Origin of the sequence: Tenacibaculum profundi (assembly GCF_052050075.1) — a bacterium.
Taxonomy (GTDB): Bacteria; Bacteroidota; Bacteroidia; order Flavobacteriales; family Flavobacteriaceae; genus Polaribacter.
This window is the reverse complement of record NZ_CP197225.1, coordinates 1,716,671-1,732,500: the sequence shown is the minus strand read 5'-3', so window position 1 is coordinate 1,732,500 and position 15,830 is coordinate 1,716,671. Positions and strand designations below refer to the sequence as shown.

Genomic DNA, 15,830 nt, shown 5'->3' with positions numbered 1-15,830 from the left:
TAAGCGCTGAAAGCATATAAGCGCGAAACCCACCACAAGATGAGATTTCTTTAAAGGGTCGTGGGAGATGACCACGTTGATAGGCTATAGGTGTAAGTGCAGTAATGTATGTAGCCGAGTAGTACTAATAACCCATAGGCTTATGTACGTTCCTCCCGAACTTTTAGGAGTTCGGGAAGGATACTCTTTATGTTCAAATAGTTTTATAAATATTTGAATAAGCGATATGATTTTAGCAATATGTTAACTTATACAGTTGAAATATACTGAAACAATTTAAGGTGATTATAGCAATGGGGCTCACCTCTTACCATTCCGAACAGAGAAGTTAAGCCCATTAGCGCCGATGGTACTGCCACAGGTGGGAGAGTAGGTCGTTGCCTTTCTTTTAAAACTTCTCATTACATTTTGTAATGAGGAGTTTTTTTATACGTTACTTTTTACTTCACGAAATACAATAGCCTTATTATAGAACTTACCAATATTTACAGACTGTCATGTAAAGAAAAATCTAATTATTAAAAAAGCCCAAGTTACCTTGGACTTCATGTAAAGATTTATCAATAGATATTTTATGCAGAATTTCTACTTGCATTGATATTTCCAAATAATGATCGTGTCACTATTTTTTCGAAAATTTCTTGTGTTTTTGAATTTGAATTACCCTCTTCTTCGAGTTTTTGAATCTCTTTTAAAGCATACTGTTGAATTGTTAATAATGGTAGTACAATTTGTTCTCTAATCCCGATAGAAGCTTTACCTGATGGCTCATTCTCCATTAAGGTTGTATAACCTGTAAGTTTTAAAATTAATCGATTAGAAAGTAAGTATTCTTCGTAAATTAATTTCCAGAATTCACCGAATTCTTTGTCATTTTTCATATACTTAGTCAAATCAAAAAAAGATTTCGATAAAGACATCATACTATTTTCGATTAAAGTTTTGAAAAATGTCGACTCATTGTATAATTTAACTATTTTATTGAATTGACCTTTATCTTCAAATTGCTTTATGGCAGTACCAACACCGAAAAAACCTGGTACGTTTTGTTTTAATTGACTCCATGATCCAACAAATGGTATAGCTCTTAAATCATCAAAAACTAAACTAGCATTTGCATTCCGCTTAGATGGACGACTTCCAATATTGGTTTTTGCATAATATTTCAATGTACTCATTTTTTCTAAATATGGAAGAAACTTTGGATGTGCTTTAAATTTACTATAAGTTTGATAACTAATAGTAGCAAGTTCATCCATAACAGAAACATTATCATCAGTTATTAAATCATTTATTCCGTTCAATTTATTACTAATACCGGAACTAATCAATTGTTCCATATTATATTGAGAGGAATCTAATGTTCCAAAATTCGAACTAATGGTTTGTCCTTGTATTGTTAATTGTACTTCTTTATCCTCGATATTAGGGCCCAGGGAAGCATAGAATTGATGGGTCTTTCCTCCGCCCCTAGCAGGTGGGCCACCACGACCATCAAAAAATATTACAATAACACCATATTTTCTAGCAATGTATGTTAACTGTTCTTTTGCTTTGTAAATAGACCAGTTAGCCATTAAATAACCACCGTCTTTAGTTCCATCACTAAAACCAAGCATTATGGTTTGCTTTTTGCCTCTCTTTTCAAGATGTTTCATATAGGAAGTATTACTATATAGCTCTTCCATGACCTTAGGAGCATTAATTAAATCTTTTATAGTTTCGAATAAAGGAACAATGTCGATCGTTAACTCATTATTGAACGCAACTAATTTTAACATAGCATACAGTTGCATTACGTTTAATGAAGTTTGATTGTTGCTAATAATATATCTGTTGGCAGCTGCTTCTCCATTATCTTCTTGAATTTTTTTAATAACCTTCATAGTTTTTAAAGTTTTAAAAGCAAATTCGTCATTAATAATATCTAGATCAATACTACCATTAACTTTGGAAAGAAAATCTATTTGTTCATCTTGACTTAAATCATTGTAGTTATCAGGGAAAATATCTATGTTGTTCTCTTTAAGAGTTTCAATTAGTATTTTAAATACATTATGATGTTGCCTGCTATCTTGCCTAATGTCTAAATTGGCAAAGTGAAAGCCAAATAATTTTATTTTATTTAAAAGACTATCAATTTCCTTTAAATATAATGATTGATGTTCGTCAATAAGAATATATCTTATTTCTAATAGCTCTTTTTTTAAAGAATTTAATGTAATGGAATTAGCATCACTCATGAATATGATTCTGTAGAGTTTATTCTCAAGGTCTATAATTCTATTTTCAACACCAAAAAAGGTTAATTTCTTTTTTAAAATTCGTATATCACGATGGTAATTTTTGATAATAGCTTCCTTTAGTTTACGAGATACTTTCAATGTTATTTCTGGCGTGACAAAGGGATTTCCATCCCTATCTCCCCCTGGCCAAAAACCAATATTTATAATATTATTGATAATATTTTCTACGTTATCAAATATATTTTCTTTTATGTAATCATATATGTTTCCGAAGGAATGATAAAATACATTTTCTAAATACCAAATTAAACTTATGGCTTCATCGTAGGGTGTAGGTTTATTTTGTCTAAAAAATGGAGTTTTTCCAAGTTGAGCTAAAAGCTGAGTAATCTTTTGTAAGTCATTTTCTTTGATAGCTTCAGAAAGAGCCGTAATAATTCCAAGTACTGAACCCGGATAAAATTGTGTTGGGTGTGCGGTTAAAACAATTCTTACTTTAAAATCTTGTAAAAATTGTCTCAGCTGTTTAATTTGATTACTTGAAGAGGCGAATTCTTTTAAATTTCTGAGGGTACCAATACCGTCCATATTATTAACTATAGGAAACGCTGCATCTTCAATAGCGTCAAAAAGAACAACTTGTCTTTCTATATATTGAATAAATCGAAATAATAAGTTTAGTTGACTTTTTTTATCTCTTCGACCTTGATATTTTTCAAAAAAATCTTTTACAATATCTGATGGATCATCTCCTTTTTCGAAGCCTTGTTTACAGGTTTCTTGAAACAAAGGGAGAAGCACGCCTGTTTTAGTAATACTATCAAAAGGAAGTGTCATAAAAATACTATTGTATATCTTATATTTTGCTTCTACACTTTCTTCAAACCTTTTTATTTTGGGTAGTTTGGACATGGTATGTTTTTGAGATTGGAAATTAAAAAACGTTTTCAAAAAACGTCTATATTTGATAGATATTTTTTGAAAACAATTTTTAGTTAAACTTTCGGAAGATCTCCATCACCTTTTGTTAATAGATAACTCGAATTAGATAAATATTTATCAATACTAATAGCAGCCTCTCTTCCTTCAGAAATAGCCCAAACGATTAATGATTGTCCTCTTCTCATATCTCCCGCAGTAAATATATGAGGTATATTTGTTTGAAAATTATTAGCTTTGTAATTACTTTTATGATCTAAAGCCACGCCTAATTGATCACTTAAAGTTGTTTCAGGTCCTGTAAAACCAAGAGCCAAAAGGGCCAAATCACAAGGCCATATTTTTTCAGTATTTGGTTTTTCAACTAGCATTGGACGCTCACCAGGAATAACATCCCATTTTACTTCGACAGTTTTAAGAGCAGTGAGATTACCATCGTTATCAGTAATAAATTCTTTCGTATTAATTAACCAATTTCTATTACAACCTTCTTCGTGTGAGGTACTTGTCTTTAACTGAAGCGGCCAATATGGCCATGGTGTATTTGGACTTCTATGCAAAGGCGGCTTTGGCATAATTTCAAAATTTGTTACCGATTTAGCTCCTTGTCTATTCGATGTACCTACGCAATCTGAACCTGTATCTCCGCCCCCGATAACGATTACATTTTTATCTTCTGCTGAAATAGGTTCTCCTTCAATTTCTTTATTAAATACTAATTTTGTTTGTTGTGTTAGGAAGTCCATTGCTTGATGAACACCTTTTGATTCGATTCCTTTTACAGGTATATTTCTTCTTTTTGTTGCACCTCCGCATAATAATATAGCATCAAAATAACTAAGATTTTTAATATCATAATTTACACCTACATTAACATTTGTTTTAAAAATAATACCTTCTTTTTCCAATATTTTTACACGTCTGTCAATAATTCCTTTTTCAAGTTTGAAATTAGGAATACCATATCTTAATAATCCACCCACTTCGTCATCCCTTTCAAAAACAGTAACGTTATGACCAGCTCTATTTAATTGTTGTGCTGCAGCTAATCCAGCAGGGCCAGAACCAACTACAGCAACGGTTTTTCCAGTTCTAATTTTAGGTAGAGTTGGTTGTATCCAACCATTTGAAAAAGCTTTTTCGACTATGTTTTTTTCAATATTTTCAATAGAAACGGGATCGCTTACTAAGCCTAATACACATGCTTTTTCGCAAGGAGCAGGGCATAATCGACCGGTAAATTCTGGAAAGTTATTGGTTGAATGCAAGATCAATGATGCTTTTTGCCATTCTCCTTTGTATACTAAATCGTTAAAATCGGGAACAAGATTACCAAGAGGGCAACCACTATGGCAAAAAGGAACACCACAATCCATACAGCGAGCACCTTGTTTTTTAATTTCGGATTCTTTTAGCGCAATTGTGAATTCTTTATAATCTTGTATTCTTTTTTTGACTGATATGTTTGATTCGTTCTGTCTTTCAATATCTATAAATCCTCCTAATTTTCCCATACTTTAAGCTGTAATTTTTTTTAAAACTAATTTTTCTTCAGATAATTTTTTCAGTGCTTTTTTGAAATCTTTAGGGAACACCTTGACATATTTTGTTTTTATGGTATCCCAATTATCAAGATGCATATGAGCTAGCTTACTATTTGTATGTTTATAATGATCTTCAATATGTGTCTTTAACTCAAGAAAATCATCAGTATTTAATGGATCAAGATCAACCATTTCTTTATTGCAGAGATTTGAAATAAATTCTTTATCCTCATCGAAAACATAAGCGATTCCTCCGCTCATGCCGGCAGCAAAATTTCTACCTGTTTTTCCAAGAATGATAACTTTACCACCTGTCATATATTCACAACCGTGATCACCAATACCTTCTACCACAGCAGTAACTCCTGAGTTTCTTACGGCAAACCGCTCTCCGGCAATACCATTTATAAAGGCTTTCCCTTTGATGCCCCCGTACAGACTTACATTTCCAGTAATAATATTTTTTGAAGCGTCAAAGCTAGCTGAATCAGGTTTTTTAATAATTAAGGTAGCTCCCGAAAGTCCTTTTCCTAAATAATCATTGGTTTCGCCTTCTACTTTAAGGGTAAGTCCTTTGGTAGAAAAAGCTCCGAAGCTTTGCCCTGCAGAGCCTTTAAAAGTTACATTTAAGGTGTTTTCTGGAAGACCATTTTCACCATGTATTTTCGATATTTCGTTGCTTAAAATAGCACCAATAGTCCTATCTGTGTTTTGAATTGCGTATTCGAGTGTTGTTGTTTTTGAGTTGATAATTGCAGATTTTCCATCGTTTAAAATTTTAAAATCTAGAACATTGTCTAAATTATGATTTTGTTTTTCCGTGTTATATTTAATTGTTTCTTTTTCGCTATTAGGTTCATAAAGTATTGCTGATAGGTCTAACCCTTTCGCTTTGTAATGCTTAATAGCTTTATAGGTATTTAATTTATGACTTTGCCCAATCATTTCATTTAAAGTTCTAAAACCTAATTGGGCCATAATTTGTCTTAATTCTTCAGCAACGAAGTACATGAAGTTAATAACATGTTCAGGAGTTCCTTTAAAGTTTTTTCGTAATTCTGGATTTTGAGTAGCAATACCGACTGGGCAGGTATTTAAATGACAAGCTCTCATCATGATACAACCAGAGGCCACAAGGGGAGCTGTTGCAAATCCAAATTCTTCAGCTCCTAGTAAAGCAGCGATAGCAACATCTTTTCCTGTTTTTAGCTGCCCATCGACCTCAAGAACAACTCTATTTCTTAATCCATTCAAAATTAGTGTTTGTTGTGCTTCAGCCAATCCTAATTCCCAAGGTAGTCCTGTATGTTTTAATGAAGTCAGAGGAGAAGCTCCTGTGCCTCCATCATATCCAGAAATCAATATTACGTCGGCTTTCGCTTTAGCAACACCAGCAGCAATTGTCCCAACACCAATTTTTGAGACTAATTTCACATTAATTCTAGCTTCTCGATTGGCATTTTTGAGATCGAAAATTAATTGTGCTAAATCTTCAATAGAGTAAATGTCATGATGTGGAGGAGGAGAGATTAATCCAACATAAGGTGTTGATTTTCTAACATTTGCTATCCAAGGGAGTACTTTTGGACCAGGTAGTTGACCTCCTTCACCAGGTTTTGCTCCTTGAGCCATTTTTATTTGGATTTCTTTGGCATTTGTTAAATAATTACTTGAAACACCAAAACGACCAGAAGCTACTTGTTTGATTGCACTATTTTTCCAATTGCCATTACTTTCTTTTATGAATCGTAATTTATTTTCACCACCTTCTCCTGAATTACTTTTTCCTCCAATTCGATTCATTGCAATGGCTAAATTTTCATGCGCTTCTTCGCTAATTGAGCCGTAGGACATAGCACCAGTTTTAAATCTTTTAACAATCTCAGTCCAAGGTTCTACTTCATCAATAGATATAGGATCTAAGTTATTAAACTCTAAAAGTCCTCTGAGCGTCATTAAATTTTTATTCTGTTCATTGATTTTATCCGCATATGATTTATAGCTTTCCTCATTTTTACTTCTAACAGCTTGTTGAAGCTTCGCAATAGTTGTTGGATTAAACATATGTTTTTCTCCATTTCTTCGCCATCTATAATCCCCTCCAATTTCAAGATCTAGTAAAGATTGATGATTTTCAATTTTGAATGCTTTGTCAAATCTGGTTTGAATATCCTTTTCAATAACTACAAGTCCTACACCTTCGATTCTTGAAGTAGTGTAAGGGAAATATTTTTTAGTAAAAGATTTTTTCAAACCGAGAGCTTCAAATATTTGCGAAGCCCTGTAAGAGTGAAGTGTTGATATTCCGATCTTATTCATTATTTTGAGCAACCCTTTTCCAATAGCTTTATTGAAGTTATTTACGGCTGTTTCTTCGTCTATAATCTTTATTCCCTTATTTCTAACTTGTTCTCTAATGATTTCGTTGACAAGGTAGGGATTGATAGCACTTGCGCCATATCCGAATAATGTGGCAAAATGATGTGGCTCTCTTGCTTCTCCAGTTTCAATTACAATTCCAAATTTTGAACGTTTTTGTTTATTGTTTAGAGTATGATGAACATAAGAACAGGCAAGCAATGCTGGAATTGGCGCGTATTCTTTATCAATATTTCTGTCAGAGAGTATGATGATATTAACACCTTTTAAAACCGCTTTTTCAACAGACATAATTATATCATCTAAGGATTTTTCTAAACCATTTACCCCATTTTTTATGGGGTATAACATAGGAATAGAAACAGCTTTAAAATCCGGATGATCTATATTTTTTATTTTATCTAAGTCGTCATTTGAAATAACGGGATTTTGTATTCTTAATTTTTTTGCTTGCTCCGGAATGATATCGAATATATTTCCATCACCTCCAATAGCAAGACTAATATCAGTAATAAGTTCTTCTCGGATTCCATCCAAAGGAGGGTTTGTTACTTGCGCAAATAGCTGTTTGAAGTAGTTGTATAGTAATTGAGGTTTATCTGACAGAACTGCTAGGGGAGTATCATTCCCCATTGAACCAATCGCTTCTTTAGCTTGTGTTGCCATGGGTGTTATGATAGTGTCAATTTCTTCTTTCGTATATCCAAAAACACGAAGTCTTGTCTTATAATTAGTTGGCTCGATAGGACACATATTATTTGTGTAAGGAACTTCAGATAAGGCAAGTGTGTGTTTATGAACCCATTTTTGATAAGGTCTTTTAGAGATGATGTCAGACTTTATTTCTTCATCCTCAACAATTCTTCCAGCATTCATATCAACCAAGAACATTTTTCCTGGTTCTAATCGTCCATGTCTTTCTACGTTTTCAGGTTCAATTTTAACGACACCTATTTCAGAAGACATGATAACGAATCCATCTTTAGTTACGGTATAGCGTGAGGGTCTTAAACCATTTCTATCCAATAAAGCACCAATATAATTACCATCTGTAAAAGGAATCGATGCAGGACCGTCCCAGGGTTCCATAATACAAGAGTTATATTCATAAAAAGCTTTTTTGTTATCAGCCATAGTTCGATGTTTCTCCCAAGCTTCAGGAACCATTATCATCATAACTTCAGGAAGTGATCGTCCAGTCATTAATAAAAGTTCAACAACTAAATCCATTGATGCAGAATCTGATTTACCATCACTTACTATTGGGAATAGTTTTTGAATATCTTGACCAAATAAATCACTTTTCATTAACTCCTCTCTCGCTCTCATTCTACTTACATTTCCTCTAAGTGTATTAATTTCACCATTATGACACATATATCTGAACGGTTGTGCTAAACTCCAAGAAGGGAATGTATTAGTAGAAAATCGCTGATGTACAAGGGCTAGTCTTGTAACAACATCTTTTTCTCTAAGATCTTTAAAATACCTACCGATGTCTTCAGGAATTAAAAGACCTTTATATATTATTGTGGTTGTTGAGAGACTTGGAAGATAGAAATAGTCTGATTGAGATAGTTTCGAGTTGCTAATTGTATGCTCTGCAATTTTTCTTGCAGCAAACAGCTTTGCATTGAATTGCAAGTCTGTTTCAATGGAATTTCCTTTGCCAATAAAGACTTGTTTTATTTTGGGTTCTGTTTTAGAAGCTATTTTCCCCATAAAGGAGTTATCAACGGGGACATCTCGCCATCCTATTATACACAAACCTTGCTCTACAATTTCTTTTTCAAGTATAGCTTTACAATAGTTTGATTGGTTGGTGCTTTTGGGTAGAAAAACCATTCCTACGGCATATTCTTTAGGAGAAGGAATGTTGAAAGAGCAAACTCTCTTAAAAAAATCATGAGGAATATCAATTAAGATACCCGCACCATCACCTGTTCGTCCATCTGAGCTTACAGCCCCTCGGTGCTCTAGTTTAACTAAAATCTCTAGGGCATTATGAATGATTGTATTTGATTTTTTTCCTTTTAAGTTACAAATAAACCCAGCACCGCAATTATCCTTTTCAAATTCTGGGTAATATAATCCTTGTTGTTTCATTTGTTGGTTATTTAATTATATTTAAGTTAATTACAACTAACACGTTTGAACGGTTAGTTTTGAAACCTCACGATTGATAATTTGTTAACAAATCGAGAGATATTTAAACTAAAACACCATATTTTAGTAGTATTGAATTGGTTATTTATTTTTATGTTTTCGAGCATACAAATTATTCGCCTCGATCTCTTTTACCTGGATACGCAATTGTTCCATGCTCAGCAAGATCTAGTCCTTTTTCTTCAATTTCTTTAGAAACACGTAGACCTATGGTTTTTTTTAGTGTGTACAGTACAATAAATGCTAGTATTGTAGCCCATAAAGCGTAGGCAATAGCTCCTATTACTTGAATACCCAGTTGAGAAAGTCCTCCTCCGTTAAAGAGCCCAATTCCTTTATCTCCATTAACTCCCCATAGACCTATCACTAACGTGCCCCATATTCCGACAACACCATGAACAGAAGCTGCTCCGATAGCATCGTCTATTCTTAATTTTTTTTCTATAAATTCAATTGAAAAAACAACTAAAACCCCTCCAATTAACCCAGCTAATGCTGCCCCAGTTTCAGTCAGGTAGCTACACCCAGCAGTAATACTTACTAAGCCAGCTAAAGCGCCGTTTAATGTTTGTGCTAGATGCGGTTTTCCATACCAGATCCATGTTGTTATTAAAGCACCTAGACCACCAGCTGCAGCAGATAAATTAGTAATTAATACAATATTCGATGCAGAAATGGCATCTTGTCCTCCCCATGCAAGCTGAGAACCTCCATTAAAACCAAACCAACCGAACCATAAAATGAAAACTCCTAAAGTTGCTAATATTTGATTATGACCAGGAATAGGAATAACTTTATTTCCGACAAATTTACCAATTCTAGGTCCCACTAATATTGCTGCTACCAATGCAGCCCATCCTCCAACTGAATGAACTACAGAAGATCCTGCAAAGTCAATAAATCCTATTTTTGTTAACCAACCTTCACCTTGCCATTGCCATCCACCTGATATTGGATATATAAATGCAGTTATTATTATTGAAAATATAACATATGTTGAATATTTTGTTCTTCCAGCAATGGCTCCAGATACTATTGTAGCAGCAGTAGCAGCAAACATTGTTTGAAATAAAAGATCAACTCCTTCACCAAGGAAAAGACCGCCCCAAAAAAAATACCCATTTGATGTTTTACCATACATTAAAGAATATCCAATTATCCAATAGGTTAAAGAACCAACACAAATATCAAGTAAGTTTTTCATTGCTATGTTTACAGCATTTTTAGATCTTGTCATACCAGATTCAACTAAAGTAAATCCAGCTTGCATAAAAAAAACTAAGATTGCAGAGAGTAGCATCCATAACATTCCCAAATCCTCTTTTATTTTTCCTAGTTCTATTGCTAATGAAGAGGCATCATTATTTTGAATTGTTGTATATATTACATTCATATCATTTTTATTGTAGATTTAATTGAAAATACTTAACAGAATCTTATTTTATATTAGTTTATACTTTTGTATAACCTTTAGATGATTTACTTGTTTCTTTCCAAGGGTTAAACTATTTTTAGATACACCTAGCTTCCAAAAAACAGCATTTAATTAGGGTATTTATATAATGCTTAACATTTATAATTATTGAGTGATACTTTATAGTTATAAAGACAAAAAAATATGTTTCAAAACACGATTATTGTAGGTTGTATATCATCAATTATGCTTCTAATTTTGGTTGAAATAGATTACAAAGTTTCATTTTTTTACGGATATAAACAAATGACATATAGTGTATTACCGCTTAAAAACGTTTTCGTGAGTTATATACGATTCAAAAAATAAGGGGTAAAAATTTTAATATGATAAAAGCGCTTTAGTTAACTTTAACTAAAATAATAAGTACTCAAATAAAGATAAAAAAAATACGAATATAATAAAAATGAATTTTTTTTAATAAAAACACATAAAAGGTGTTTTTTGTTTATTTTTTAAGTCTTTTTTTAATTGTTTTTTCATTAAAATCAATTTTTTATTGAATTTTATTTATTTGTTTAATTGCTTGTTAATGAGGTAAAATTGTAAAATGATCGTAGATTTGAAAAATGAATTATAATTATTCTTACTGTATCAGAATTCAATATCTTGGTTTTAGATTTCATGGGTGGCAAAAGCAACCTGGATTAAAAACAGTCCATTGGGCCATAGATAAAACATTAAAGTTCGTTTGTAAAGGGATCAGAAATAAGTCCATTGGAGTCGGGAGAACAGACGCTATGGTTTCCTCAACAAATTATGTTTTTCAGTTGTTTATAGATGAAAAGCTTAAAGAAACAGATTTTATTGAAAGTTTTAATAAAAACTCACCATCTGATATTAGAGCTTTGACTATTAAAAGAATAACAGATAACGCTTTTAATATTATTCAGCATCCCAAGTTAAAAGAATATCGATATTATTTTTCTCATGGAGAAAAAAATCATCCCTATTGTGCTGCTTTTTTAACAGGAGTTTTACAAATACTTGATCTTGATAAAATGAAAAAAGGAGCGAAGTTGTTTGAAGGGTTTCATAATTTTACGAGATATTGTACAAAGCCTTCTAAGGAAACCAAAGTAGAAAGAGTAATTGATAAATGTATTATTACAGAAAATACTGAGTTTTCGGCATCGTTTTTTCCCGAAAGAAGTTACGTTTTAATTGTAAAAGGAGAAGGTTTTCTTAGGAATCAAATACGTTTAATAATGGGGGCGTTATTTGAGTTAGGAAAAGGAAACTATGATTTAGATTTTATAAAAGAATCTTTAAATCCGAATAGTGATATTGATTTTCTAAAAACAATAGCACCCTCTTCTGGACTTCATTTACATGAAATTGAATTTAAATAATTACGATTTTTTTATATAATGCCTCCAAGTCATTTCTCCAATAATTTTAAAACCTAAATTGTTATATAACTTTAAAGCTTTGGTGTTTTCTTTAACAACATGTAAAATAGGCGTTTTACGTTTTTTTAAAATTTGATTTGAAATGTAAATTACTAATTGTTTAGCCATTCCTCTCCGCATATAATCCGGATGTGTTACAACAGCACTTATTTCAGTATAATTTTCCATTCTAAACCTTTCACCAGTGGCGGCAACGAGCTTATTATTCATAAAAATACCATAATAATCACCCATTTCAAAAGTTCTTTTTTTAAAATAACCAGGCATTACTAACCAAACTAGGTTATAAAGTTCGTTGATGTGTAGTTTAGTTAATTTTTCAATCTTATAGTTATGTTCAAAAGGAATTTTTTCATTGATCATCATCTGATGACAGGCAACAGTTCTGTCTAAAATTAGGCTTTGATGATGTTTGGGTTGTTGATTTCCCACAATGAAAAAGTCATGACATAGTTCACTATACAGCTCCATTGCTTTGTCGGTGTCTTTTATATCGGTAAAGCTACCAAATGGGCATATATCAGGATCGTAAAACTTAACTCCTTTATAATTAATAGCAAATGCTTTATGTGTTTCAGATAGTGCCTTCCAAACAGGATTTTCAAGTTCTGTACTAAACATCTTATATTTATAATAATTCTCAAATATAAATTTTATTTTTATCTCAGATGTCTAAAAAATAAAAAGCTCACCATTCGATGAGCTTTTATTTAGATTTATTTTTAATATTATAAGCTAAATAATACTCCCAAACCGATATTATTCATACTTATTGCATCATTTGACATACCATTAAAGCTTGCTTGAATGGCTATATTATCTGCAACATCATAGCTAACCATAGGTCTGTAATAAAAACCTCCTTCATTACCTTGACTTATACCAACTCCGTAACCGATATCTGCTCCAATACTAAATTTATCCGAAGCTTCATATCTTGCTGCCGCCGCGATTGGTAAAAATTGGGCGTCGCCTATGCTACCTAAAGATAATCCGAAAACTTCTTGTTCTTTACCGAAGAAGTTTATGAAGGCAACAGATGGTCCTGCTTTGAACTTATCAGCAACATCAAATAAATAGTTAGCTTCAGCTCCAAGAGTGAAAGAATAAGCATCGCTAATGTCCCCTACAGGAAGTCCAGCGTTTACACCTACATTAAATTCTCCTTTTTGAGCTTGGATTGAAGTTCCAATAACAATTGCCATAAAAAAAAATAGTTTTCTCATTTTTAAAATTTTTAAAGTTGATTGTTACTTTTCAACATTCGTGCCAATTTTAAAAAAGAGAAAACTTAAATATTTTTTGTAGGGAGAAATTTATCCTTTAATTAAACTTCTTGAAATTACAATTTTTTGAATTTCAGAAGTACCTTCATAAATTTGGGTGATCTTTGCATCACGCATTAATCTTTCTACGTGATATTCTTTTACAAAACCATTACCTCCGTGAATTTGAACTGCTTCAACAGTTTGCTCCATAGCAACTTTAGAGGCATATAATTTAGCCATTGCTCCTGATTGGTCATAATTATCACCTTCATCTTTATCAAAAGCAGCTTTCATTACTAAATGACGAGCAGCAGTTATTTCTGTATACATATCTGCAAGCTTAAATGCTATTGCTTGATGATTGCATATTTCAGTACCAAAAGCTTTACGCTCCTTAGCGTATTTTAAAGCTAATTCATAGGCTCCAGAGGCAATACCTAATGCTTGTGCAGCAATACCGATGCGACCACCAGATAAGGTTTTCATAGCGAATTTGAAGCCAAATCCATCTTCTCCAATTCTATTTTCTTTGGGGACTTTAACGTCGTTGAATTGCAACGTATGTGTATCAGAACCACGAATCCCTAGTTTATCTTCTTTTGGGCCAATATGAAAACCATCCATACTTTTTTCAACAATAAAAGCATTGATTCCTCTATGCCCCTTACTTCTATCTGTTTGAGCGATAACGAGGTAAACATCTGATCGTCCACCATTGGTAATCCAATTTTTAGTTCCATTTAATAAATAATAGTCACCTTTATCTTCAGCAGTAGTTGCTTGAGAGGTAGCATCACTTCCTGCTTCTGGTTCACTCAAACAAAAAGCTCCAATTTGTTCACCTGTAGCTAGTTTTGTTAAGTATTTTTGTTTTTGTTCTTCTGAACCATAAGCTTCTAATCCATAGCACACCAATGAGTTGTTCACAGAAACCATAACAGAGGCAGAAGCATCGATTTTAGATAGCTCTTCCATAATGAGAATGTAGGAAATAGTATCCATACCACTCCCTCCATATTTGGGATTAACCATGATGCCCATAAATCCAAGTTCCCCCATTTTTCGGACTAACTCGTTAGGAAATTCCTGCTTTTCATCTCGTTCAATAACGCCAGGTAATAATTCGGTTTGTGCAAAATCACGAGCAGCATCTCGAATCATTAAATGCTCTTCAGTAAGGTTGAAATTCATTTATTGTTTTATTAATTCACTTGTTAAATTCGTAAAATATGTTTCCAAAGATAAGTTTTTGATGTGAAATATTCAATAGACTTTTCTATTTTTACTGAATATGTTAGATGAAAAATATTTTGTTATTGGGGTAATGTCAGGCACATCTTTAGATGGTGTTGACGTAGTTTATGTTGAATTTAAAAAAAAAGATTTTAGTAAGTATGAGATAGTTTTTAGTGAAACTATTTCTTATTCAGTTGATTGGGTGGAGAGGTTGCGTGGGGGAATATCCTTAACAAGAGATGCTTTATTGGTCTTGGACATAGAGTATGCTGAATTACTTTCTAATCTAATTAATGATTTTATATATAGAAATAATATAAAAAATGTTGATTTCATCGCATCACATGGGCATACCATATTTCATCAGCCCGACAAAGGAATTACATTGCAAATAGGAGATGGTCAAACTATTGCTAATAAAACTTCAAAAAAGGTAGTTTGTGATTTTCGTACACAAGATGTTGCTTTTGGTGGACAAGGAGCTCCTTTAGTTCCAATTGGAGATAAAATATTATTTTCTAAATTTAAATACTGTATTAATCTAGGTGGTTTCGCTAACATATCATTTGATAATGCTATAGGCAAACGGATAGCATTTGATTTATGCCCACTAAATATTGTTTTGAATCATTATGCCAGAAAATTAGGGAGAGATTTTGATGATGGGGGACGTATTGCAATGAAAGGAAAGCTTAATGAGGATTTATTTGAAAAACTTAATAGCATAGATTATTACCATCAAAAGCCACCAAAATCTCTTGGTTTGGAATGGGTTCAAAAAAATATTTTTTCGCTATTAAACGAATTTAACGATGATACTCCAACAATATTAAGAACATTTGTGGAACATGCTGCTTTCCAGATTTATAAGTCAATTGGTAACGAAGTAAGTGTTCTTTACACAGGTGGTGGCGTTTTTAATACTTTTTTAACGAGTCGAATCGATTTTTTTTCTAACCAAAGGGTAGTTTTGATGGAAAAGAAGCTTATTGAATATAAGGAAGCATTAATTTTTGCTTTGTTAGGGGTTTTAAGAGTCGAAAACAAAATAAATTGTTTAGCTTCAGTTACTGGGGCGAATTCTGATCATTCATCGGGAAAAATTTACACTAATAAATCTTCCTAAGCATTAGCAAAATACTTCTTACATAAATATTACAAAATAA

The 15,830-nt window shown here is 32.5% G+C and carries 9 protein-coding genes and 2 rRNA genes (1 of these 11 cut by a window edge); 4 read left to right on the top strand and 7 right to left on the bottom strand.

Features of this window, described 5'->3' with window-relative positions; all coding sequences use genetic code 11:
* Positions 1 to 148 (top strand): 23S ribosomal RNA (locus ACSIGE_RS07075); it begins 2,721 nt to the left of the window's first position.
* Between the two features lie 129 nt (positions 149 to 277).
* Positions 278 to 386, top strand: a 5S ribosomal RNA gene (rrf, locus tag ACSIGE_RS07070).
* 186 nt (positions 387 to 572) lie between these two features.
* On the opposite strand, the gene ACSIGE_RS07065 is transcribed toward rrf, so the two are convergent.
* The 4 genes from ACSIGE_RS07065 to ACSIGE_RS07050 form a co-directional block, all read right to left on the bottom strand.
* The gene (locus tag ACSIGE_RS07065; protein WP_440882063.1) at positions 573 to 3,158 is read right to left on the bottom strand and encodes a phosphoenolpyruvate carboxylase; all 2,586 of its coding nucleotides are present in this window, start codon (positions 3,156 to 3,158) and stop codon (positions 573 to 575) included.
* Positions 3,159 to 3,241: 83 nt separating this feature from the next.
* A complete protein-coding gene (locus tag ACSIGE_RS07060) occupies positions 3,242 to 4,699 on the bottom strand; it encodes a glutamate synthase subunit beta (protein WP_440882062.1) in 1,458 nt (485 codons plus the stop codon).
* Positions 4,700 to 4,702: 3 nt separating this feature from the next.
* Positions 4,703 to 9,214 carry a glutamate synthase large subunit gene (gene gltB, locus ACSIGE_RS07055; RefSeq protein WP_440882061.1) on the bottom strand — a complete coding sequence of 1,504 codons (4,512 nt, stop codon included), beginning with the start codon at positions 9,212 to 9,214 and terminating at the stop codon, positions 4,703 to 4,705.
* A 172-nt stretch (positions 9,215 to 9,386) separates the two neighbouring features.
* Positions 9,387 to 10,667 carry an ammonium transporter gene (locus tag ACSIGE_RS07050; protein ID WP_440882060.1) on the bottom strand — a complete coding sequence of 427 codons (1,281 nt, stop codon included), beginning with the start codon at positions 10,665 to 10,667 and terminating at the stop codon, positions 9,387 to 9,389.
* Positions 10,668 to 11,317: 650 nt separating this feature from the next.
* Here ACSIGE_RS07050 and ACSIGE_RS07045 point away from each other — a divergent pair.
* Positions 11,318 to 12,100: a tRNA pseudouridine(38-40) synthase TruA gene (locus ACSIGE_RS07045; protein WP_440882059.1), complete on the top strand. Its 783-nt coding sequence runs from the start codon at positions 11,318 to 11,320 to the stop codon at positions 12,098 to 12,100.
* Here the strand turns inward: ACSIGE_RS07045 and ACSIGE_RS07040 are convergent, their stop codons facing one another.
* The 3 genes from ACSIGE_RS07040 to ACSIGE_RS07030 all read right to left on the bottom strand — a co-directional run bounded on the left by ACSIGE_RS07040 (position 12,101) and on the right by ACSIGE_RS07030 (position 14,619).
* Complete coding sequence (locus ACSIGE_RS07040) at positions 12,101 to 12,781, bottom strand: GNAT family N-acetyltransferase (protein ID WP_440882058.1); 681 nt, start codon at positions 12,779 to 12,781, stop codon at positions 12,101 to 12,103. It abuts the gene before it with no gap.
* A 107-nt stretch (positions 12,782 to 12,888) separates the two neighbouring features.
* Positions 12,889 to 13,386, bottom strand: coding sequence for a hypothetical protein (locus ACSIGE_RS07035; RefSeq protein WP_440882057.1), 498 nt, complete (start codon positions 13,384 to 13,386; stop codon positions 12,889 to 12,891).
* 90 nt (positions 13,387 to 13,476) lie between these two features.
* Positions 13,477 to 14,619, bottom strand: coding sequence for an acyl-CoA dehydrogenase (locus ACSIGE_RS07030; RefSeq protein ID WP_440882056.1), 1,143 nt, complete (start codon positions 14,617 to 14,619; stop codon positions 13,477 to 13,479).
* 100 nt (positions 14,620 to 14,719) lie between these two features.
* Here ACSIGE_RS07030 and ACSIGE_RS07025 point away from each other — a divergent pair, with 100 nt between their 5' ends.
* Positions 14,720 to 15,790: an anhydro-N-acetylmuramic acid kinase gene (locus ACSIGE_RS07025; RefSeq protein WP_440882055.1), complete on the top strand. Its 1,071-nt coding sequence runs from the start codon at positions 14,720 to 14,722 to the stop codon at positions 15,788 to 15,790.
* Positions 15,791 to 15,830: the final 40 nt, after the last annotated feature.